Origin of the sequence: Catenuloplanes japonicus, assembly GCF_000717135.1 — a bacterium.
In the GTDB taxonomy this organism is placed as follows: domain Bacteria; phylum Actinomycetota; class Actinomycetes; order Mycobacteriales; family Micromonosporaceae; genus Catenuloplanes; species Catenuloplanes japonicus.
In genome coordinates, this window is the sequence record NZ_JNXY01000031.1 from 1 (window position 1) to 19342 (window position 19342).

At 70.3% G+C, this 19342-nt stretch carries 20 protein-coding genes and 4 tRNA genes; 11 read left to right on the plus strand and 13 right to left on the minus strand.

Annotated features, from left to right (window positions below):
- Window positions 1–355: 355 nt before the first annotated feature.
- From OP04_RS35765 to bcp, 5 genes are all read right to left on the minus strand, one after another.
- A complete protein-coding gene (locus tag OP04_RS35765; protein WP_033344390.1) occupies window positions 356–1558 on the minus strand; it encodes an RNA polymerase sigma factor in 1203 nt (400 codons plus the stop codon).
- Window positions 1555–1911, minus strand: a complete 357-nt coding sequence (locus OP04_RS35770; protein WP_033344391.1) for a YciI family protein — start codon at window positions 1909–1911, stop codon at window positions 1555–1557. Before OP04_RS35770 ends, OP04_RS35765 begins: the two co-directional genes overlap by 4 nt.
- 156 nt (window positions 1912–2067) lie before the next feature.
- A tRNA-Leu gene (locus OP04_RS35775) sits at window positions 2068–2152 on the minus strand.
- Window positions 2153–2166: 14 nt separating this feature from the next.
- Entirely contained in the window at window positions 2167–3057 is an 891-nt protein-coding gene (locus tag OP04_RS51210; RefSeq protein ID WP_063746759.1) for a helix-turn-helix domain-containing protein, read from the minus strand.
- A 3-nt stretch (window positions 3058–3060) separates the two neighbouring features.
- Entirely contained in the window at window positions 3061–3537 is a 477-nt protein-coding gene (bcp, locus tag OP04_RS35785; protein ID WP_033344392.1) for a thioredoxin-dependent thiol peroxidase, read from the minus strand.
- A 106-nt stretch (window positions 3538–3643) separates the two neighbouring features.
- Between bcp and OP04_RS35790 the strand changes: the two genes are divergently transcribed.
- Genes OP04_RS35790 through OP04_RS35805 form a run of 4 tightly spaced genes read left to right on the plus strand, consistent with a single transcriptional unit; the run spans window position 3644 to window position 6145 of the window.
- Window positions 3644–4333 carry an energy-coupling factor ABC transporter permease gene (locus tag OP04_RS35790; RefSeq protein ID WP_033344393.1) on the plus strand — a complete coding sequence of 230 codons (690 nt, stop codon included), beginning with the start codon at window positions 3644–3646 and terminating at the stop codon, window positions 4331–4333.
- The gene (locus tag OP04_RS35795; protein WP_033344394.1) at window positions 4330–4659 is read left to right on the plus strand and encodes a PDGLE domain-containing protein; all 330 of its coding nucleotides are present in this window, start codon (window positions 4330–4332) and stop codon (window positions 4657–4659) included. The genes OP04_RS35790 and OP04_RS35795 overlap by 4 nt, the downstream gene beginning before the upstream one ends.
- Window positions 4659–5399 (plus strand): cobalt ECF transporter T component CbiQ, encoded by a 741-nt coding sequence (gene cbiQ / locus OP04_RS35800; protein ID WP_033344395.1) that lies wholly within the window; start codon window positions 4659–4661, stop codon window positions 5397–5399. Before OP04_RS35795 ends, cbiQ begins: the two co-directional genes overlap by 1 nt.
- Entirely contained in the window at window positions 5396–6145 is a 750-nt protein-coding gene (locus OP04_RS35805; RefSeq protein WP_033344396.1) for an energy-coupling factor ABC transporter ATP-binding protein, read from the plus strand. The genes cbiQ and OP04_RS35805 overlap by 4 nt, the downstream gene beginning before the upstream one ends.
- 284 nt (window positions 6146–6429) lie before the next feature.
- On the opposite strand, the gene OP04_RS35810 is transcribed toward OP04_RS35805, so the two are convergent.
- The 3 genes from OP04_RS35810 to OP04_RS35820 are packed head-to-tail and all read right to left on the minus strand — an operon-like array spanning window position 6430 to window position 8824.
- Window positions 6430–7590: a hypothetical protein gene (locus OP04_RS35810; protein ID WP_063746761.1), complete on the minus strand. Its 1161-nt coding sequence runs from the start codon at window positions 7588–7590 to the stop codon at window positions 6430–6432.
- 20 nt (window positions 7591–7610) lie between these two features.
- Window positions 7611–8291 carry a DsbA family protein gene (locus OP04_RS35815; protein ID WP_232323867.1) on the minus strand — a complete coding sequence of 227 codons (681 nt, stop codon included), beginning with the start codon at window positions 8289–8291 and terminating at the stop codon, window positions 7611–7613.
- Between the two features lie 41 nt (window positions 8292–8332).
- Window positions 8333–8824, minus strand: coding sequence for a MauE/DoxX family redox-associated membrane protein (locus OP04_RS35820; protein WP_033344398.1), 492 nt, complete (start codon window positions 8822–8824; stop codon window positions 8333–8335).
- Window positions 8825–9068: 244 nt separating this feature from the next.
- Here OP04_RS35820 and OP04_RS35825 point away from each other — a divergent pair, with 244 nt between their 5' ends.
- The 6 genes from OP04_RS35825 (at window position 9069) to OP04_RS35850 (ending at window position 14964) form a co-directional block, all read left to right on the plus strand.
- On the plus strand, window positions 9069–10739 hold the full coding sequence (locus OP04_RS35825; protein ID WP_033344399.1) for a copper resistance CopC/CopD family protein: 1671 nt from the start codon (window positions 9069–9071) through the stop codon (window positions 10737–10739).
- A gap of 17 nt (window positions 10740–10756) precedes the next feature.
- The gene (locus OP04_RS35830; protein WP_033344557.1) at window positions 10757–11536 is read left to right on the plus strand and encodes a YcnI family copper-binding membrane protein; all 780 of its coding nucleotides are present in this window, start codon (window positions 10757–10759) and stop codon (window positions 11534–11536) included.
- A 147-nt stretch (window positions 11537–11683) separates the two neighbouring features.
- A complete protein-coding gene (locus tag OP04_RS50495) occupies window positions 11684–13381 on the plus strand; it encodes a hypothetical protein (protein ID WP_157240820.1) in 1698 nt (565 codons plus the stop codon).
- A gap of 220 nt (window positions 13382–13601) precedes the next feature.
- On the plus strand, window positions 13602–14192 hold the full coding sequence (gene orn / locus OP04_RS35840) for an oligoribonuclease (RefSeq protein WP_085067042.1): 591 nt from the start codon (window positions 13602–13604) through the stop codon (window positions 14190–14192).
- 85 nt (window positions 14193–14277) lie between these two features.
- A tRNA-His gene (locus OP04_RS35845) sits at window positions 14278–14350 on the plus strand.
- A gap of 398 nt (window positions 14351–14748) precedes the next feature.
- Window positions 14749–14964, plus strand: a complete 216-nt coding sequence (locus tag OP04_RS35850; RefSeq protein WP_033344400.1) for a hypothetical protein — start codon at window positions 14749–14751, stop codon at window positions 14962–14964.
- 212 nt (window positions 14965–15176) lie between these two features.
- On the opposite strand, the gene OP04_RS54970 is transcribed toward OP04_RS35850, so the two are convergent.
- From OP04_RS54970 to OP04_RS35870, 5 genes are all read right to left on the minus strand, one after another.
- Complete coding sequence (locus tag OP04_RS54970) at window positions 15177–15353, minus strand: hypothetical protein (protein ID WP_198154102.1); 177 nt, start codon at window positions 15351–15353, stop codon at window positions 15177–15179.
- Window positions 15350–15565 carry a cytochrome P450 gene (locus OP04_RS54975; protein ID WP_033344401.1) on the minus strand — a complete coding sequence of 72 codons (216 nt, stop codon included), beginning with the start codon at window positions 15563–15565 and terminating at the stop codon, window positions 15350–15352. The genes OP04_RS54970 and OP04_RS54975 overlap by 4 nt, the downstream gene beginning before the upstream one ends.
- Before the next feature lie 672 nt (window positions 15566–16237).
- Complete coding sequence (locus tag OP04_RS35860; RefSeq protein ID WP_033344402.1) at window positions 16238–17095, minus strand: hypothetical protein; 858 nt, start codon at window positions 17093–17095, stop codon at window positions 16238–16240.
- A 302-nt stretch (window positions 17096–17397) separates the two neighbouring features.
- Window positions 17398–17470 (minus strand) — tRNA-Lys (locus OP04_RS35865).
- Window positions 17471–17766: 296 nt separating this feature from the next.
- Window positions 17767–17839, minus strand: a tRNA-Lys gene (locus OP04_RS35870).
- Window positions 17840–18048: 209 nt separating this feature from the next.
- Here OP04_RS35870 and OP04_RS35875 point away from each other — a divergent pair.
- Entirely contained in the window at window positions 18049–19314 is a 1266-nt protein-coding gene (locus OP04_RS35875; RefSeq protein WP_033344403.1) for a L,D-transpeptidase, read from the plus strand.
- Window positions 19315–19342: the final 28 nt, after the last annotated feature.

A 19342-nucleotide genomic window follows, 5' to 3' on the forward strand; every position in this document is an offset into this window, starting at 1 on the left:
GCGTCGGCCGGGAGGCGACAACCCAGATCAAGATCTCATTCATTTCCCGCTTCCGGCGTGGTCCGGCAGCGTTGCTCCCGCGGGCAAACCTCGCGCCGGGCTCCGCCGGCGCTCCGCACGACGCGAGGAGCCGGTTCCGCCGTGGTCCGGCACACCCGCGCGGGGTGCTGCGATCGGCCACGTCCGGGCGCTCCGCGCCAGGCATCTCTGGATTCAGCGGTCGGGCGGGTTTTCCGGACCACGGCGGCACCGGCAGGGAGGAGCGCCAGCGACGACCGGTGCCCGCGGGAGCAACGCTGCCTCACCACGCCGGAAGCGGGAACATGAATTTGACCTTGAATTTGATCGGTTCTGATCAGGCGGTCAGGCGGGCGGCGCGGGCGCGGAGGTAGTGGCGTTCCGGGAGGCTGGTGGTGAGGGTGGCGGCGCGCAGGTAGCCGTGGCGGGCCGAGACGGGGTCGCCGGCGAGTTCGTGCAGGTGGGCGCGGGCCGAGGCGAGGCGGTGGTGGGTGGACAGACGGGGGTCGGCGGCGAGCGCGGACAGCATCGTCAGGCCGGCGGCGGGGCCGTCCGTCATCGCGACCGCGATCGCGTGGTTGAGCGAGGCCATCGGGGACGGCGCGATGCGGCAGAGCACGCGGTAGAGGAAGCGGATCTGCGGCCAGTCCGTGGGCGCCTCCACGTGCAGCGATGCGATCGCGGCCTGGAGCTGGTAGGGGCCGAGCGGGGCGTGGCGCATCGCGTTCGTGACCAGGTCGGTGCCCTCGTGGATCCGGGCGTGGTCCCAGAGCGACCGGTCCTGCTCGGCCAGCGGGATCAGGCCGCCGTTCGCGTCCGTCCGGGCCGGTCGGCGCGCGTCCGTGAGCAGCATCAATGCCAGCAGGCCGGCCACCTCGCCGTCGTCCGGCAGCGTGCGGTGGATCGTCCGGGTCAGCCGGATCGCCTCCGTGGCCAGGTCGGGGCGCTGCAGGTGCGGGCCGGAGCTCGCGGTGTAGCCCTCGTTGAAGATCAGGTAGAGCACGTGCAGCACCGCCCCGAGCCGGTCCGCGAACGGCGTGCCCGCCACGATGCCGGCCGCGCGGATCCGCTGTTTCGCGCGGCTGATCCGTACCCCCATCGTGGCCTCCGGTACCAGGAACGCGCCGGCCACCTCCGCCGTGGTCAGCCCGCCCACCGCCCGCAGCGTCAGCGCCACCTGTGACACCGGCGTCAGCGCGGGATGGCAGCAGAGGAACAGCAGCTCCAGCGTGTCGTCGCGATCGCCGGGCCGGTCCTCGCCGGGGCCGGGTACCGAGGTGTCCTCGTGATCATCGGCGGCCTCCCGGTCGCGGCGCGCCCGCTCGCTGCGGATCTGGTCCACCGCCCGGCGCGACGCCACCGTGACCAGCCAGCCGCGCGGACGCTCCGGCACCCCGTCCACCGGCCACTGCACCGCCGCCGCCAGCAGCGCCTCCTGTAGCGCGTCCTCACACACCGGAAAGTCACGAAATTTCCGGACAAGGGCGGCGAGAACCTGCGGCGACAGCTCCCGCAGCAGGCCCTCGACCCCGTCACTCACGCCGCGAACACCACCGGCCGCACCTCGACCCCGAGCCCGTCCACCCTCGCGTCCGGAATCATCGCGGCCAGCTCGTGGGCCCGCTCCCGGTTCACGACGTCCACCAGGTAGTACCCGCCGAGGAACTCCTTGGACTCCAGATAGGGCCCGTCACTCACCGACAGCGCCCCGTCCTGCACCCGCACGACCGCGCTGACCTCCGGCCCGGCCAGCGCCACCGTCCCCAGCAGCTCCCCCGACTCCTTGATCCCGTCCAGGAACGGCCCGTGCCCCTCCATCACCGCGCTGCGCTCCTCATCCGTCAGCGCATCCCAGACCCGCGGATTCATATGCATGATCAGCAGAAACTTCACGTCGTCCCCTCCCGGCGGTCGGCACCTCGGATGATGCCGCCGCCCACCGGTCGGAGCCACCGACGACTCTTTGACATGATGCGGATCTGTGAGGGCTCGTCGTCGGCGGAGACCTGATGCGGATGCCCCGCCGGACAACCACGACGCGAAGAAAGATGGTGCGGAAGAGGGGACTTGAACCCCTACGCCCGAAGGCACGGGTACCTAAAACCCGCGCGTCTGCCGATTCCGCCACTCCCGCTGGCGCCTGCGATTCTACGGGCTCATCGCACGAACGGGATCCCCGGTGTCCGCAGCGGCCCGCTCGCGCTCCGCACAGGTGGCGAGGCCGGCCCGTTTCAGGATGGTGGAGACAGTGCCGTGGGCGATCGGGAAGCCGCTCGACCGCAGCTCGCGGGCGATCGACTTCGGCCCGACGGAGGGGTGGGCGAGCGCGAACGTGATCACCTGATCGGCGTTCTCCTCCGATCGGGGACGGCGGCGTGGCGCGGGCGCCATCGTGCCCTCGTCCCGCAGCCTGCGCCGGAGCCGGTACACGTGGTTGCGATGGCAGCCGATCAGCCGGGCGGCCGCGGAGACGGTGAGATCTCCGCTGTCCACGCGGGCCAGCACGGCCGTGACCTCGGACGTGTCCGCCAGCAGGAACCTGGTCGTGCCTGGCGGCGACGGCACGACGGGCGCGAAGATCCGGCGGTTGCGGCCGGCATACGTGCCGGTCTGGCTGTGACAGTTCGGGCAGAGGAAGCGGAGGTTCTCCCGGCGGCAGTCCGCGAAGTCGCCGTTGATGTGATCGACGTGCAGCGTGAGCGGACGCCCCTGCCACTCGTCGCCGACGTTGCAGGCCGTGCACCGGTACGCCACCCCGGATTCGGCCAGCGCACGGCGCAGCATGTCCGGGTGCGCGCGCCGGACGTCCGAGGCGCGCACCACGAGGATCTCCTCGGCAGTCCTCCGGCGTCGCGAGACGTGGCCGCGACCGTGCGCCCGCCCGAGGAAGTGCGACGTGTCTATGCCGAGCGCGTCGATGCGGCGCCGCAGGTGGGCGTGGGCGCCGCCGTTGAGCGTGAGGCCGAGGTGCCGGAGCACGTCGGCCATGCTGCGGGCGTCGCGGACCGCCTCCCGCAGCACGTCCTCGGTGTATTTCACGGCTCAGTCCAGCCCCAGGTCCTTGCGGAGCTTGGCGACGTGGCCGGTGGCCTTGACGTTGTAGAAGGCGTGCGACACGCGGCCCTCCTCGTCGATGACGAAGGTGGAGCGGATGACGCCGACGACGGTCTTGCCGTAGAGCTTCTTCTCGCCGTAGGCGCCGTACGCGGTCAGCACCGACTTCTCCGGGTCCGACACCAGCGGGAACGTGAGGGCGTCGTGCTCGCGGAACTTTGCCAGCTTGGCGGGGGTGTCGGGGGAGATGCCGACGACCTGGTAGCCGGCGGCGGTCAGGGAGGCGAGCGAGTCGCGGAAGTCGCAGGCCTGCTTGGTGCAGCCGGGGGTCATCGCGCTGGGGTAGACGTAGAGGATGACCTTGCGTCCGCGCAGGTCCGACAGGGACAGCTGCTCCCCGGTGTCGGTCGGGAGGGTGAACGAAGGTGCGGTGTCGCCGGCGGCGAGACGGATGGCGTCGGTCATGTGCGTCAGGTTACCGGGGACACAGGGCGGCTCAATTGCAAGTTCTTGGCAACAAGGTGCATGACCCAATAGTCTGAGCGCGACCTGAGAGAAGGAAGCGGCGCTCATGATTCCTGAGGCCCTGCACATATCGAACGGTGTCCTCAACGGGCCCGTCTCCATCGCCTACGCCGTCCTCGCCGCCGTCGCGATCGGGGTCTGCGTCGTCAACGGCCGCCGTGACCTGGAGGACCGCCTGGTCCCGATGGCGGGGCTGGTCGCCGCGTTCATCTTCGCGGTGCAGATGCTCAACTTCCCGGTGCTGCCGGGCGTCAGCGGTCACCTGCTCGGTGGCGCGCTCGCGGCGATCCTGGTCGGGCCGTGGGTCGGCGCGCTGTGCGTGACGATCGTGATCACGGCGCAGGCGCTGTTCTTCGCGGACGGTGGGATCACCGCGCTGGGGCCGAACATCACGAACATGGGCCTGGTCTCGACCGCGGTCGCGTTCGGGGTCACGGTCGTGCTGCTGCGCGTGCTTCCGCGTACCCCCGCGGGCCTGTCGATCTCGGTTTTCGTGGCGGCCGTGGTGAGCGTGGTGGTGGCGTCGCAGAGCTTCGTGCTGCAGTACGCGCTGGGCGGCTCGACGGAGCTGACCGGTGGCGGCCTGGCCGGCGTGGCGGCGACGATGGCCGGCACGCACCTGCTGATCGGCGTCGGTGAGGGGCTGATCAGCGCCGCGACCGTGGCGACGGTCGCCCGGGTCCGCCCGGACCTGGTCTATGCCCTGCGTGGTCTCAAGACGGGAGTCGCGGCATGAGGAAGTTCATCCTGGCCGGGCTCCTGGCGGCGCTGCTGCTGGCCGGCGTGGTGAGCAGTTTCGCGTCGAGCTCGCCGGACGGGCTCGACTCCGCGTCGACCAAGGGCTGCACCACGGACGCGGACGGCGAGATCACCGGCGGCACCTGCATCGCGCAGGGCGCGAAGGATCACGAGCTGGCGGACAGCCCGCTGGCGGACTACGGGATTCGCGGCATCGACAACGCCTACCTGTCGACCGGCCTGTCCGGCATCGCGGGCGTGCTGCTGGTCTTCGCGGTCTCCGGCGGCGCGTTCTGGCTGCTGCGAAGCCGGAAGCGCTCCTGATGCTGTACCGGGAGGGCGCCACGCCGATTCACCGCCTGGCGCCCGAGGTGAAGATCGCGGCCACGGTCGCGATCACGGTCGCGATGGTGGCGACGCCGCGCGAGGCGTTCTGGGCGTTCGGCGTCTACGCGCTGCTGGTCGTCGCGCTGGCCGCGACCGCGCGGATCCCGGGCCCGTGGCTGGTCAAGCGCAGCCTGGTGGAGACGCCGTTCGTGCTGCTGGCGCTGCTGATGCCGTTCGTCGGCGCGGGCGAGCGGATCGAGTGGCTGGGCCTGCACCTGTCCGTGGAGGGGCTCTACGGCGGGTTCAACCTGCTGGTCAAGGGCACGCTCGGCGTGCTGGTCTCGCTGATCCTGGCCGCGACCACCACCACCCGGGACATCATCGTCGGCCTGGACCGGCTGCGCTGCCCGCACGTGCTCACCCAGATCGCCACGTTCATGCTCCGCTACCTGGACGTGCTGACCGGCGAGGCCCGCCGCATGCACATCGCGCGCCTGGCCCGCGGCGACGACCCGCGGTTCCTCTGGCAGGTGCGCGGCTTCGCGACCGGCGTCGGCGCGCTCTTCCTGCGCGCGTTCGAGCGCGGCGAGCGCGTCTACCTGGCGATGCTGTCGCGCGGCTACACCGGCACGCTGTTCCCGCAGAGTCCGGGCGCCGGGGTCGCGCAGTGGGCGACGGCCGCGACCGTACCCCTGGTGACGGCCGCGATCGCGGTCACCGCCACGATCGTCACATGACCGAAGCCTCGAGCCTGGACGTCCGCGACGTCCGCTTCGCCTATCCGGACGGCCACCGCGCGCTCGACGGCGTCTCCCTGACCGTCGGCCGCGGCGAGCGGGTCGCGCTGCTCGGGCCGAACGGCGCGGGCAAGACCACGCTGGTCCTGCACCTGAACGGGATTCTCACCGGCGGCGAGGGCACCGTGACCGTCGCCGGTCTGACCGTGACCAAGGACCGCGGCACGCTCACCGAGATCCGCCGCCGCGTCGGCATCGTCTTCCAGGACCCGGACGACCAGCTGTTCCTGCCGACCGTGGCGGAGGACGTGGCGTTCGGCCCGGCGAACCTCGGGCTGCGCGGCGCGGAGCTGGAAACCCGGGTGAACGAGGCGCTGGACGCGGTCGGCATGCGCGAGCACCGCGAGCGGATCCCGTCGCACCTCAGCTTCGGCCAGCGGCGGCGGGTGGCCGTGGCGACCGTGCTGGCCATGCGGCCGGAGATCCTGGTGCTCGACGAGCCCAGCTCCAACCTCGATCCGGCGTCGCGGCGCGAGCTGGCGGACATCCTGCGCGGCCTGCCGGTCACGGTGCTGATGGTCACGCACGACCTGCCCTACGCGCTCGAGCTCTGCGACCGCGCGGTCATCCTCGACGACGGCCGCATCGTCGCCGACGCCCCCGCCCGCACGCTCCTCGCCGACCAGGACCTGCTGGCCACGCACCGGTTGGAGCTTCCCTACGGCTTCTCGGTCCCGGCGATCTAGACCTCACAAGCAAAGATCAAGATCCAAGAGCAGACTTGCATTTTCCCGCTTCCGGCGTGGTCCGGCAGCGTTGCTCCCGCGGGCACCGGTCGTCGCTGGCGCTCCTCCCTGCCGGTTTCGCGGTGGCAAGAACCCGGCCCCGTGCGGTCGTCCGGCGGCGTTGCCGCGCGAGGTCGTCAGCGCCGGGCGCACGCCGCACGGTCCGTTCGCGAGCGCGTGGATGTCCCCGTGGTGATCTGGGCGTCCCCGATGCTGTCAGAACGACATGATCACCGGTGGGGGCGTCAGTCGTCGTCCGGATTCTCGAGCGCGGCCTTGAGCGTCAGCGGGGAGCGATGGGCACGCGCGGGCACCGGCGCGGGCGCATCGCCGGACGCGGGCGCATTCCCCGACGTGGGCGCATTCCCGGACGTGGGCGCGGGAGCCGGGCCGGCCGGCGTGGCCGCCATCGCGGCGGCGCGCATCCGGAGCACGGCCGCGGCCATCAGTCCGAAGCCCAGACCGAGCGCCAGCACGTCCAGCACGCGGGCGACCACCGGTGGCCAGGGCGCGGGCACGACGGAGTTGACCAGCGCGCCCGCGTTGGCCAGGCCGACGAACACGCCGATGCAGACGCCGGCCAGCGCCAGTGCGAAGTCTGCCGAAGGGCGTCTGGCCAGTGCGAACGCGGCCGCGGCGAGCCCGCCGAGGCCGGTGAGCGCGGGCCAGAGCTGGGTGGAGAGCAGCGCCGGGAGGGCGGTGCCGAGCGTGTCGTTGCCGGCGTCCAGTTCGCGGCCGAGCGTGTAGGCGAGCGCGGCCAGACCGCCGGCCGCGGAGAGCAGGGCCAGGGCCGGGCCGGTCCAGCGCGCGCGGATCAGGCCGAGCAGCGCGACGAGCGCGCCGGTCAGGACCACGGCGGCCCACCAGGTCCCGGCGTAGGGCGGCGGCGCCCAGTCGAGCGTGCCGCTGACCGTGATCGGGGTGACGCCGTCGCGGAGGACGACGGCCCAGTCCCGTACCCGCTGAGGCTGTGTGGGGTCGGCGGTCACGGCCGGGGGAGGGGCGTCGCTCATCCAGTAGGTGCGGTGATCGTGCCAGCGGACCGTCGGCGAGTCGGAGATCTTGCGCCACGTCGGCGGCACGGTCGGTCCGGCCGTGGGCGGGATGGTGGTGGACGTGCTGATGCTCGTGTTGAGGTACGTCGCGGCCGAGTTGACGTTCTCCCAGACGCCGTCCGGGGTGATGCGCAGGTAGGGCTCGTTCTCGTAGCCGAGCACCTCGATCTCGCGCGCGGACGTGCTGGTCAGCTCCAGGCGTGAGCCCGCCTCGATCACCCGGACGCGGACGCCGGGCGTGGCCGGCGACGTGCCGGTGATCCGCGCGCGGTAGTTCGTGCCCGCGGGGGCCTCGCCGCCGTGTGCGAGCGCGGGCGCGGCCGGGACCGGCGTGAGGAGCAAGCCGGCCACGACCGCGGCCGCGACGCGGGCTACTTGACGGCGGACTCGACCGCGGTGGTCAGCCCGGCCGGCGATCGGTCCTTGAGCGCGGTTCCGGCGACGTAGACGGTCGGCGTGCCGGTCACCCCGCGCTCGCTCGACTTGTCCGTGATCTGTGCGCTCCACGTCTTGTATTTTCCGTCCTGCACGCACTGCGTGAAGGGATCCCCCAAACCCAGTTCGGTGCCGAGCGAGATCAGCTTGGTGTCGTCGAGGCCGGGCGTGTTCTCCTCGGGCCGGTTCGCGAAGAGCACCTTGTGGTATTCGGCGAACTTTCCGCCGTCCGCGGCACAGGCGGCGGCGCCGGACGCGCGGGTGGAGTAGTTCGTGCCCTGGGAGAACCGGTCCAGGATCGCGATCGGGTGGTAGACCACGGTGACCTTCTTGTCCGTGACCAGCTGCGCGATGGTGGCGCCGGCCGTGCTCTCGAACTCGCCGCAGGCCGGGCACATGAAGTCCTCGTAGACGTCGACCGTGACCGGGCCGGTGCCGACCGCGAAGCCGCTGCCGTCCGCGGTGGCGGCCGTGGGCGTGAAGACGTCGCCGGAGCGCTGCGCGGCGAAGATGCCGTAGCCGACCACGCCGGCCACCAGCAGTGCGGCGGCGGCGATCACCGAGGTCCAGAGCGTGGCCTTGCGGCGCTGCTCCCGGGCGAGCTGCTCGCGTACCATCCGATTTGCCTGCTTTTGATCTTTGCGCGAACTCATGCGATCTACCTTTGAGCTGGGCCGGCGGTGAAACGGCGGTCGGCGGAGAAACGGGAGTCGGGACGGAGGAGCAGGTAGCCGGCCAGGATCAGGAACCCGATGTCCCGGGCGATCTCCCAGCCGTAGGTCGGGCTCTCGCCGGAGGCGAGCTGCCCGCCGCTGCCGAAGCAGCCGCAGTCGATCTGCAGGCCGCGCGCCCACGCGCTGGCGATGCCGACGATGAACACGGCCAGCAGCAGCGCGGAGAACGCGGCGGCTGTCCGGGTCGCGAGGCCGGCGAGCAGCAGCAGCCCGACGACGATCTCGACCAGCGGCAGCATCGCGCCGATCACCTGGGCGACGCCGAACGGCATGATCTGGTACGCGTTGACCGCCCGCCCGGACGCCGCGAGGTCGCCCACCTTGGTGCCGCCCGCGTACAGCCAGACGCCGGCGAGACCGAGCCGGGCGACGAGCCCGGCCCACGGTCCGGCTCGATCCCACACAGAGAAGTCCACCCTCCTTGGTCGGCCCGGACCGTCGCCCGGTTCCGTGCCTACCGTCGCGGGCGGGCTGCCCGGCGGGCACGGCCGAAGGTCCCGTGATCGCCGGGAACTTTTCGGCCGTTCCGCGCGACTACCACGGCATGGTGTGCCGACCCCCGCTAGATGTCCCATTTGACCCAATATGCGGGGTCGAGATGGTAGGTGTAGGACACGCCACGCCGACCACGAGCGATCATCACCACATACGTGGGAGAGCATGTCGGGCATGACTGCCGATCAGAGACGCCGATGGGCCGTGCTCGCCGCCCTCCTGCTGGGCGCGCTCACGGCGCTCCTCGGCCCGGCGAGCCCGGCCAGCGCGCACGCCGTCCTGCAGCGGACCACGCCCGCCGCCCAGTCCGTGGTCCAGGCCGCGCCGACCGAGGTCACGCTCACGTTCAGCGAGGGCGTGCGGCCGGTCACCGGACGGGTCCAGATCATCGCGCCGGACGGCTCGCGTGCCGGCGGCGAGCCCACCGCGGACGGCTCCTCGCTGTTCATCCCGCTCACCGGCGACCAGCGCGGCACGTACCTGGTCAGCTACCGGGTGATCTCCGCGGACAGCCACCCGGTCAGCGGCGCGTTCACGTTCTCGGTCGGCGCCGCGTCCGCGGTGCCGTCGCTCACCGACGCCGGCGACAAGACCGACCCGGTCGTCTCCAACGCGATTCCGGTCGCGAAATTCATCGGGTACGCCGGACTCGTGCTGGTCATCGGCCCGGTCCTGGTGCTGCTGTTCCTCTGGCCGACCAGGCTCGAGCGCCGCGTGCCGGCGCGCGTCGTGAACACCGGCCTCGGCCTGATCGCGCTCAGCACGCTCCTCGCGCTCTACCTCCAGGCGCCGTACACCACCGGCGGCGGCCTGTTCAGCGCCGGCGCGCTCGGCGACGTGATCGCCAGCTCGTTCGGCACCGCGCTGCTGGTCCGCCTCGGCCTGCTGGTCGCGATCGCCATCATGCTCCGCCCGATCCTCGCGGAGCGCGCGGACGGCGTGCGGAGCGGTGACGGCCCGGTCGACCTGATCGTGCTCGGCACGCTCGGCGCGGCCGCCGTGATCACCTGGCCGCTCACCGGCCACCCCTCGGCCTCGCCGGTCGCGGCCGTCTCCGTGGTCGTCGACGCGATCCACCTGATCAGCATGGCGGTCTGGATCGGCGGCCTGGTCATGCTGCTCGGCTTCCTGCTCCGCCGGGCCAGCGCGCGCGAGCTCGGCGCGATCCTGCCGATCTGGTCCCGGTGGGCCGCGCTCGCGGTCAGCGCGCTGCTGCTGGCCGGCGTGGTCAACGCGCTCATCGAGATCGGCACGCTGGACGCGCTCACCGGCACCACCTACGGCCGGTTCATCATCGCCAAGACCGCGCTGTTCGGGGCCGTGATCGGCGTGGCCGCGTACTCCCGGTCGCTGGTCCGCAAGCACGTCGCGGCCGAGCAGCCGGGCCGGATGCGCGTGGCGATCTGGGCCGAGGTCGCCATCACGGTGGTCGTGCTCGGCCTCAGCTCCGTGCTCGTCCAGCAGACGCCCGCGCGCACCGAGGCGGAGAACGCGAGCACCGAGGACGGCGGGTACTACTCGGTGCTGGTCGACAGTCCGCTCTACACGCTGCAGGTCGAGCTGGACCCGGCGAAGACCGGCAACAACTCGATGCACCTGTACGCGTACCAGCCCGGCACCACGAACCCGCTCGCGGTCGAGGAGTGGACCACCACCACCGCGCTGCCCGCCGCCGGGATCGAGCCGATTGACCTGCCCATGCTCCGCTTCTCCCCGAACCACGCGATCAGCGACTTCCAGATGCCCGCGGCAGGCGACTGGGAGTTCAAGTTCACGCTCCGCACCTCCGAGATCGACCAAGCCACCGTCACCGTCACGGTGAACGTCACCTCCTGAAAGGTTTCCTCCCGATGATGTCCCGTACCGCTCGCGCGGCCCTGCTCAGCCTCGGCGCCTCCGTCGCCGGCGTGCTCGCCCTCGCCGGACCGGCCTCCGCCCACGTCACGGTCAACCCCAGGGAGGCGGTCCAGGGCGGGTACGCCAAGGTCGACTTCCGGGTGCCGAACGAGAGCGACACCGCGTCCACCACGAAGATCGAGGTCTTCCTGCCGGAGACCTCGCCGATCGGCTCCGTCTCCACCCAGCCCGTGCCCGGCTGGGAGGTCGCGATCGAGAAGGGCGCGCCGGCCGTGCCGGTCACCGCGCACGGCACGCAGATCACCGAGGTCGTCAAGAAGGTCACCTGGACCGCCGCGGCCGGCTCGGAGATCAAGCCCGGCACGTTCCAGGAGTTCGGCGTGTCCCTCGGGCCGCTGCCGGAGACGGACCAGCTGGTGTTCAAGGCGCTCCAGACGTACTCGGACGGCGAGGTCGTGCGCTGGATCGACGAGCCGGTCGCGGGCGGCGAGGAGCCGGAGAGCCCGGCGCCGGTGCTCACGCTGACCGCGGCCGGGGCGGCCACGGACGAGGGCGCGGAGGAGACGTCGTCGGAGGCGGCGCCGGCGTCGGAGGGCGACTCCGGGCCGGCGCTGGGGATCGCGATCGCGGGCCTGGTCGCGGGCCTGATCGGGCTGGTGCTGGGCGGGCTGGCGTACACGCGTGGCGGGGCGCGCCCGGCCTCCGCTGTTCCCGCTGCTTCCGGCGCCCCGGCCGCTGCCGCCGCCCCGGCCTCGGAGCCCGCCTCGGACAAGTGATCCGCTCCCGGCGGCCCGGTCTCCTCGTTGCGGGACCGGGCCGCCGGTCTGTTCGGGCACGTTTCACCGGCCGGATGGCCGTGTCGATGTCGCCGATTCGGACGTTTCCCCCTGTAGGGGGCGATAACGGGCCGAGAGGGAGCGTCGATGCGTTTTGTTCGCATGATCGTCGGAATGTTGCTGCTCACGGCCGGGCTGCCGATCCTGCTCGCGGCCGGCGGGCTGTGGACGGTCGCGCAGCACCGCGACGCCGGCGGCGCATTCCGGGCCGATCTGGAGAAGCTCGACGTACCAGGGCAGGCTCTGATCGTCGAGGACCTCGACGGGCTGCTCCGGCGCGACGCCGCGTTCGCCCGCACCGGCCGCACCGAACTCCGGATCACGGCCACGACCGGCGACGGCCCCGCCTTCATCGGGCTGGCGCCCGCGGCCGCGGCCACCGACTACCTCCGGACCGCACGGCACACCAGATTCGAGCACCTTGCGCTCACCAACGGACCTCTGCCGGTACGGGTGAGCACGGTCGGCGGCGGGACCACGCGCGATCCGGTCGCCAACCCGGGCCGGCAGGAGTTCTGGGAACGGTCCGGCGAGGGCGGGCTCACCTGGACCGCGGACGAGGTCCGCGACCGCGACCTGGCGCTGGTCATCATGAGCGAGTCCGGGCGGGCCGCAGGTCCGGTCACGGTGACGGCCGAACTCCGCCCCGACTGGCTGACGGCCGCGACCTGGGGCGGCCTCGGCGGCGGCCTCCTCCTGATCATTCTCGGTATGGCGGTGCTGGCCTGGCCTTCGCGTCCGCGCGAGCTCGTCTACCTGGTCGCCCCGTCCCACTTCCCGGACGTCGAGGCCCGGCTCGGCTCCCGCGCCTCGATCATCCGTAGCGGCGCCGACGGCATGCTCATCACGACGGCCGCGGGCCGCCCCGTCCGCGGCGGCCGGACAGCGACGCTGCTCGCGGCCCACGGCGCCGCGACGGCGGGCAGTTCCGCGACGACCGGTGATGACGCGGTGAGCGGCGATGCCGAAACAGCCGGCGAACGCGCGGTGAGCGGTGATGCCTCGATCAGCCGCGATCGCGATGCGGTGACCTCGCGGCCGGCGACGCTCGCGGAGGCGACGAGCGCGACGGTCACCGCCGATGCCGCTGTTCCGGCTCAGGATGTCGTGGAGGCGCTTCCGGCCGGTTCCGCCACACGGCCGAAGCGGCGGACCCGCCCGCGTCCGCCGGTGACCCCGCAGCTCACCTGGCCGCCGCTGACCCGCGATCCGGCCCTGGCCACGCCACCGCCGATCCCCGCCGACGCCACCGGCGGTTCCGGCCTGGAGCCCGCCGCCTCCGGACCGGTCGACGTGCCGGAGGCCATGCCAACCGCCTCCGCGGCCGCGGCCGACGCGCTGAAAGGGCACGTGACCGCCGAGGAAGTGCACGCGCCCGAGGCTGTCGTCGGCGCGTCCGTAAATGCCGCGGACACGGAGGAAGCGCGCACCGTCGAGGTGCCGCAGGCGCGCACGGAGGCGGCCGACGGCGAGAGCCCGGTGGTTACGCGGCGGGCGCGGGCGCAGACACCCCGTACCCCCGCAAAACGCTCCTCTGCCGCGCGAAGCGCCGCGAGCGCGGTGCCGGTGGCCGATGGCGAGACGCCCGCGGAGGCCGCGCGGGCGGGATCGGTGCCGGTCGGCGACCAGGCGGCGTCCGCCCCGGTCAAGCGCCAGCCGCGCCGCGCGTCGGCGGCGGCGTCCACCACACCCGCCTTGATCGCCGAAGAAACCGCGCCCGTCGACCCGGCACCGCCGGCGCCGCGCGTGGGACGGCGGCGGAAGGCGGAACCTGCTGCGGAGTGAGAGCCGCACGTCGAGCGGCCCTCCACGGGGGTGGAGGGCCGCTTCACCGGGGGGAACGGTGAACCTTGCCGCCTTATGGTCGAGTTTAGGCTTTTAGGTGTGATCCGACCAGATCTGTCCATCTAGGCGATGATCTGCTATAACGTGATCGCCGGGCGGGGAGACGGAATCCTTCCCTCACGCAGCGCCGGTAGGTGAGAGCAGCGCGTAGGCTGTCGGCGTGGCTGATCTTCTGGTGTGGGTGGACTGCGAGATGACCGGGCTCGATCTGGGCAAGGATGCCCTGATCGAGGTGGCGGCGCTGGTGACCGACCCCAACCTTCAGGTGCTGGGCGAGGGCGTCGACGTGGTGATCCACGCCGACGACGACGTGCTGGCCAACATGCCGGACGTGGTTCGCGACATGCACGCCAAGTCGGGCCTGACCGAGGAGGTCCGCGCCTCGAAGGTCACCATGGCCGAGGCCGAGGACCTGATCATGGACTACATCACGCAGTTCGTGCCGGACCCGCGCTCCGCCCCGCTGTGCGGCAACTCGATCGCGACCGACCGCGGCTTCCTCGCCCGCGACATGCACCGCCTCGACTCCCACCTGCACTACCGCATGATCGACGTCTCCTCGATCAAGGAGCTGTCCCGGCGCTGGTTCCCGCGGACGTACTTCGGCCAGCCCGCCAAGGGCCTCTCCCACCGCGCCCTCTCCGACATCAAGGAGAGCATCCGCGAGCTGGAGTACTACCGCCGCACCATCTTCGTCCCGCCGCCCGGCCCCGACGTCGAGACCGCCAAGGCCATCGCCGCCCAGCTTTGAGGTAACCCGCTCGACGTCCGCCCGGGGCGTGTGGCTATCATTGGTCAGCACGCGATACGGGCCGATGGTTCGGGTGAGCGGCATGGTGGTCGTAGCTCAGCTGGTAGAGCACCGGGTTGTGGTCCCGGGGGTCGCGGGTTCAAGTCCCGTCGATCACCCTTTGGTTAGCCCAGATCAGGGGCCCTCACCGCGAAAGCGGTGAGGGCCCCTGACTGTTGGACGTCCGGATTTGGGAGCGGAGCCGCTCGGAGCGTGGTCGGGCCGATGTCGGGGGCGCCACGATCGTGGCGCTGAGCATCGGATCAGCCGGGTCGGTCTACCTGAATCGTGTCCCAATCCTCGGAGCGGGGATTGCGGCGATAGGTTCGACATCTTTCTTGATTTGGAAGCGTCTCGGGTGGCTGACGCGTATGGGAAAAGCAAAGCCGGGCCTTGGGGCGGTGCCGCTCGGTAAGCCTTCATGGTTGTCGATATTGCATGCTCGGGGAAGGCGGAAATGTTACTCTCGTGCGGCCGGATCTGACTCGACCAGCGATCTCGTGATGAGCTGGTAGGAGTGGCCGCGACCGTTGCATTGAGCCCGTTGGCTTGGGTTCTGTTTCTGCTTCTGATGTTTGGTGCGTTCTGTCTCTCCTGCATCCTTTCGGACCTCATTGACGAGTTCGATTCACCGAAGGAGGGCAACATGAACGGTGCGAAGAAGGCAATCTGTTCGATGCTGAGCGTTGGCTCGGCCGTCCTGATTAACTTCGCAGCAGCAGCGACGGGCTGAGTGCAGCGTTCGTGAGTTTGACGAGGTGGAGGCGACGCGGCTCTGGGAGGCTCGGTCGGTTGCGGCCAGAGAAGGAGTCCGAACCACGCTGAGCTTGGGAAACCGGAAAGAAGCGGGACCGTTGGGTGGGGATGTGGTCCTGCCGCCAACTCCTGTAGATCACCCTTTCGGGTTGAGGCCGGTCCGTTCGCGGACGGGCCTCAACCCATTTCTTACCATTCCACCGGCAGGCGGCTCGGCCCGGACATGAGCGCGCCCGCCGGGAACGTCGCCTCCCCGGCCACCCACAGCCCGGAAGAGCGCGCGAACAGCGCCGGCAGCGTCACTCGCAGCTCCTCCCAGGCCAACTGCTGGCCGAGGCACCGGTGGATGCCGTGCCCGAACGTCACGTGGCCGGTCGCGCCGAACGGGCCAGGTCCAGCACGTCCGGGTCCGCGAAGCGTGACGGGTCGCGGTTCGCGGCCGGGATGGAGACGGCCACGGACTCGCCGGTGCGGATCAGTGTGCCGTCCAGCTCCAGGCCCTCCAGCACGGTCCGCACCGTGAACGGGACGATGCTCAGGTGGCGCAGCAATTCCTCGACCGCGCGGGGGCGGAACACATGATCGGACCGCGACCGGCCTCAACAGGCAAAACGCGTTGCCGCAGCTCGCGCCCGAGACAAATCGTGCAATGACCCTGCCGGTAGATGCATCAAGGACGGTGGCCCGGATGCCCGGAACACGACTTACGCCGCGGACCGCCTGCGCATCGCCGAGGGCCTGTGGTCCGGCTCTACGGTCAGCCGCGAGGTGGCGCGCGCCGGTACAAGCCGCGCCATGCCCAGCAGGCGACGGACTGGCGCGCCCGCCGCACTCTACGGCCCGTCCACCCCGGTCGGCGACCGCATTGCACACCGACAGCCTCTTCTTCCAACACGTCCGCCACGACATGGCCGCAGCCACGGAACACTGGCGGGCCACACTTGCCAGCACCCGTAACCGTCTATGACGATCCACATTCGGTTACGAGATTTGATCGTCATTAGATGCCCCCCGGTCGGGCCCCTGGATGATGTGGCCGCAATAATGGTGCTGCCGGACACCGAATGGGAACGAATGCAAATTACTCCATATCGACGCGGCGCCGAACGTCTTCGAGCACGATGAAGATAGCTCGAACTGTCTGCGTGCGGGGGTGACCAGCATGGGGGGCGACTAGTTGTCCGACCGCCTCTGCGTTCCGCTAACAGGGACGCAGAGGCGGCGGGAAACCGCTGACTGTGCGACTTTCATCAACGTTGTTTGGCAGGGATTGGCTTTCTGCTGTTTGGCCATTCCCGCATGAGGCCGTACGAGTGGTGAAGCCTGGGGTTCTTCTGTACGACTGTGTAGATGACGCCCCCCGCGTTGTCCCGGGTTCGTTCGAATTCGATTTTGCCTATTTTCTGCTGCCGCCTCATCACCCGGCCGGCAGTGTTCCACACCGCACCCGATATCTCCGTCGGTTCGTAATCCACGGGGAACCGCACCTCGACCCTGACCTCATCGGTCTGGTAGCGGCCGCCGCCTTGGCAGAAGTAGGGACGCTGTGGGGTCACGTTGTCGGAATGTGTCTGCAGCACCTCGACGTCGAGGGGTTCGCCTCGGCCCAGCGAACGCCCTGGATAAACCCATCGGTGCACGCGTCCGTCCTCTTCCGGGTGGCCACCGTCGAGGAGTTTCCCGCCGCCGGGCCTGATCAGTTCGATTTTCGGTCCACCGGGGGAGCCTGCGCCGGTCCAATGCTCGCGGAACTCCACCAGCCGCAGGTTGTCCCGGGTCGCCTCGATCTGCTGGCGCCTGCGGTATCGGTACTTTCGATAGGTGCCCGACGGCTCCACATCCATGCAACCTTCGAGCAGGATGATCCGATAGAAGGCGGGGTCGTAGCGGCGGACGACGAATCGCCACCCGAGCAGACCTGCGACGATCAAGGTCAGGCACAACGTGGAGAGGATGCCGATGTATACCCTCGGGGACCACGCGCGAACGCCACTGGTCGCAACGAGGCCGACGAGCAGCGACACCAGAAACATTGACGCGGTAATGGTGCCGACAAGGGTGCGAGTGTTCTTCAGTAGCGGGGCATCCAACACCTTCTCCAGGCTCACGACACCCCTCCCAGGCCACCGCCACCGTCGGTAACGACCCCATAATGCCCCAGGTAGGCAAGCATCACGGAAGGCGTTAACCCGGACGAGGCATGAATGAGTCGCGTCACGCATGAATTCATGAGCCTGTCGAGTTCCGGCGGTGCAGTGGCCAGCGTCGGCGCAGCACTCGGTGCCCATGGCTGGATTCATGGCGCGAAAACCGGATCGCGCGCATAGGACGCTCGGACGATCCTGGCCAGATGAGATGTCATAAAAGAAATCCCGGTCGGATCAGGGGATCCGACCGGGATTTTTGGAAGTGCGCCGCGTAGGACTTGAACCTACAACCCGCGGATTAAGAGTCCGCTGCTCTGCCAGTTGAGCTAGCGGCGCTTGCTCGGCAACGGAGAGGACACTAGCACGAGGCGGGGCAGGGGTTCCAATCCGTTTGGGGAGGGCGTGGAATGAGTGTGATCGGTGACGGGCTGTCCTATCGTGGCGACAATCCGCTTGTCCTTGCGGCCACGGATCGTGCAGGGAGGAGCGCCAGCGACGACCGGTGCCCGCGGGAGCATGCGGACCGCAACCACGCTGGAAGCGGGTATATGAATTGGCTTTTGGGGTTATGCCGCAGGCATAGGAAACACAAATCACCGGGTCGACGCCAGGTCGACCCGGTGAATGAGGAGTGCGCCGCGTAGGACTTGAACCTACAACCCGCGGATTAAGAGTCCGCTGCTCTGCCAGTTGAGCTAGCGGCGCTCGTCGGCAACGGAGAAACATTAGCACGGCCCTCCGCCGCACTTCCAATCGGTTACCGGCGCCGGCGGCAGGTGTGTCCGACGCAACGTGACCGGCCGTGCGGGGCTTGCCATGGTCAGGCAGGATGGTGCGGTATCTCGGCTGGTCAACGGATGAACCGGGCCGAGACACATCACGGCGGGGCATACATGCGTAGAAGGCTGGGTCGGATGGGGTGGATCTCTCGGCGTACCGCCGTGGTGGCGGCGCTGGCGATCATGGTGCCGCTGGGGCTGGCGGCGTGCGGTGGCGACGGCGACGACCGGGCGGAGGCCTCGCTGCCGTCGGCCGAGGTGACGACGCCACCGCCGGTGGAGACCTCGCCCGCGGTGCCGCTGGAACTGGCGATCACGCCGGCGGACAAGGCGAAGAACCAGCCGGCGAGCGTGGAGATCGGCACGAAGGTGGCCGGCGGCACGGTCGACACCGTGAAGGTGGTGGACAGCGCCGGCAAGGAGGTCGCGGGCGCGATGCGGGCGGACGGCAGCTCGTGGGTGCCGGCGAAGACGCTGGCGTTCGGCGCGAGCTACTCCGCGACCGTGACCGCGAAGAGCCCGTCGGGTGAGGCGATCACGCGGGCGACGAGCTTCACGACGATGGGCCGGCCCGGCAACGAGACCGGCACGGGGCTGTACCTGTTCGACGACCACACGTACGGCGTGGCGATGCCGGTCGTGGTCGAGTTCATCCCGGGCGTGCCGGAAAATTACCGGGCGGCGGTGGAGAAGCGGCTGTTCGTGCAGACGGATCCGCCGCAGCCGGGCGTGTGGTCGTGGGTCAAGGGCGGCAGCCAGGCCTACTACCGGGCGCCGGAGTTCTGGCAGCCGGGCACGAAGCTGACCGTGCGGATAGGGATCGGCGGCCTGGAGACCGCGCCGGGCACCTACGGGAACACGGACCGGACCGCGACCGCGGAGATCGGGCGCAAGCTCGAGATGAAGGTCGACAACTCGGACAAGCAGATGAAGGTGTTCGAGGACGGCACGCTGATCCGGACGTTCCCGGTGAGCCTGGGCCGGAAGGCGATGCCGTCCGCCAGCGGCGTGATGGTGGTGATGGAGAAGAAGGAGCAGACCGTCTTCGACACCCGTGAGCAGTTCGGCCCGGTCGAGGGCTACCGGGTGGACGTGGAGTTCGCGCAGCGGCTCACCTGGAGCGGTCAGTTCATCCACGCGGCACCCTGGTCCAACGCCCAGCAGGGCAGGGAGAACGTGTCACACGGCTGTGTGAACGTCTCCCAGGAGGGCGGCCAGTGGCTGTTCGGGAAGACGCTGATCGGCGACCCGGTGACCGTGACCGGCACCGAGGACAAGGTGGCCGTCGGCGACGGCTGGACCGCGTGGAACGTCAGCTGGGACGAGTTCATCAAGGGCTCCGCTCTGCCGATTCCGGACAATCTGAAGAGCGTCACACCGGCGCCGTCGAACACTCCCTGAGGCAGTAGCCAGTAGGGATCACTACGAG

Excerpts from the sequence above, each read along its gene's own strand:
- bcp (WP_033344392.1), bottom strand. The coding sequence starts at position 3,537 with ATGACCGACGCCATCCGTCTCGCCGCCGGCGACACCGCACCTTCGTTC.
- OP04_RS35790 (WP_033344393.1), top strand. The coding sequence starts at position 3,644 with ATGATTCCTGAGGCCCTGCACATATCGAACGGTGTCCTCAACGGGCCC.
- OP04_RS35795 (WP_033344394.1), top strand. The coding sequence starts at position 4,330 with ATGAGGAAGTTCATCCTGGCCGGGCTCCTGGCGGCGCTGCTGCTGGCC.
- cbiQ (WP_033344395.1), top strand. The coding sequence starts at position 4,659 with ATGCTGTACCGGGAGGGCGCCACGCCGATTCACCGCCTGGCGCCCGAG.
- OP04_RS35805 (WP_033344396.1), top strand. The coding sequence starts at position 5,396 with ATGACCGAAGCCTCGAGCCTGGACGTCCGCGACGTCCGCTTCGCCTAT.
- OP04_RS35815 (WP_232323867.1), bottom strand. The coding sequence starts at position 8,291 with ATGGTACGCGAGCAGCTCGCCCGGGAGCAGCGCCGCAAGGCCACGCTC.
- OP04_RS35825 (WP_033344399.1), top strand. The coding sequence starts at position 9,069 with ATGTCGGGCATGACTGCCGATCAGAGACGCCGATGGGCCGTGCTCGCC.
- OP04_RS35830 (WP_033344557.1), top strand. The coding sequence starts at position 10,757 with ATGTCCCGTACCGCTCGCGCGGCCCTGCTCAGCCTCGGCGCCTCCGTC.
- OP04_RS50495 (WP_157240820.1), top strand. The coding sequence starts at position 11,684 with ATGCGTTTTGTTCGCATGATCGTCGGAATGTTGCTGCTCACGGCCGGG.
- OP04_RS35875 (WP_033344403.1), top strand. The coding sequence starts at position 18,049 with ATGGGGTGGATCTCTCGGCGTACCGCCGTGGTGGCGGCGCTGGCGATC.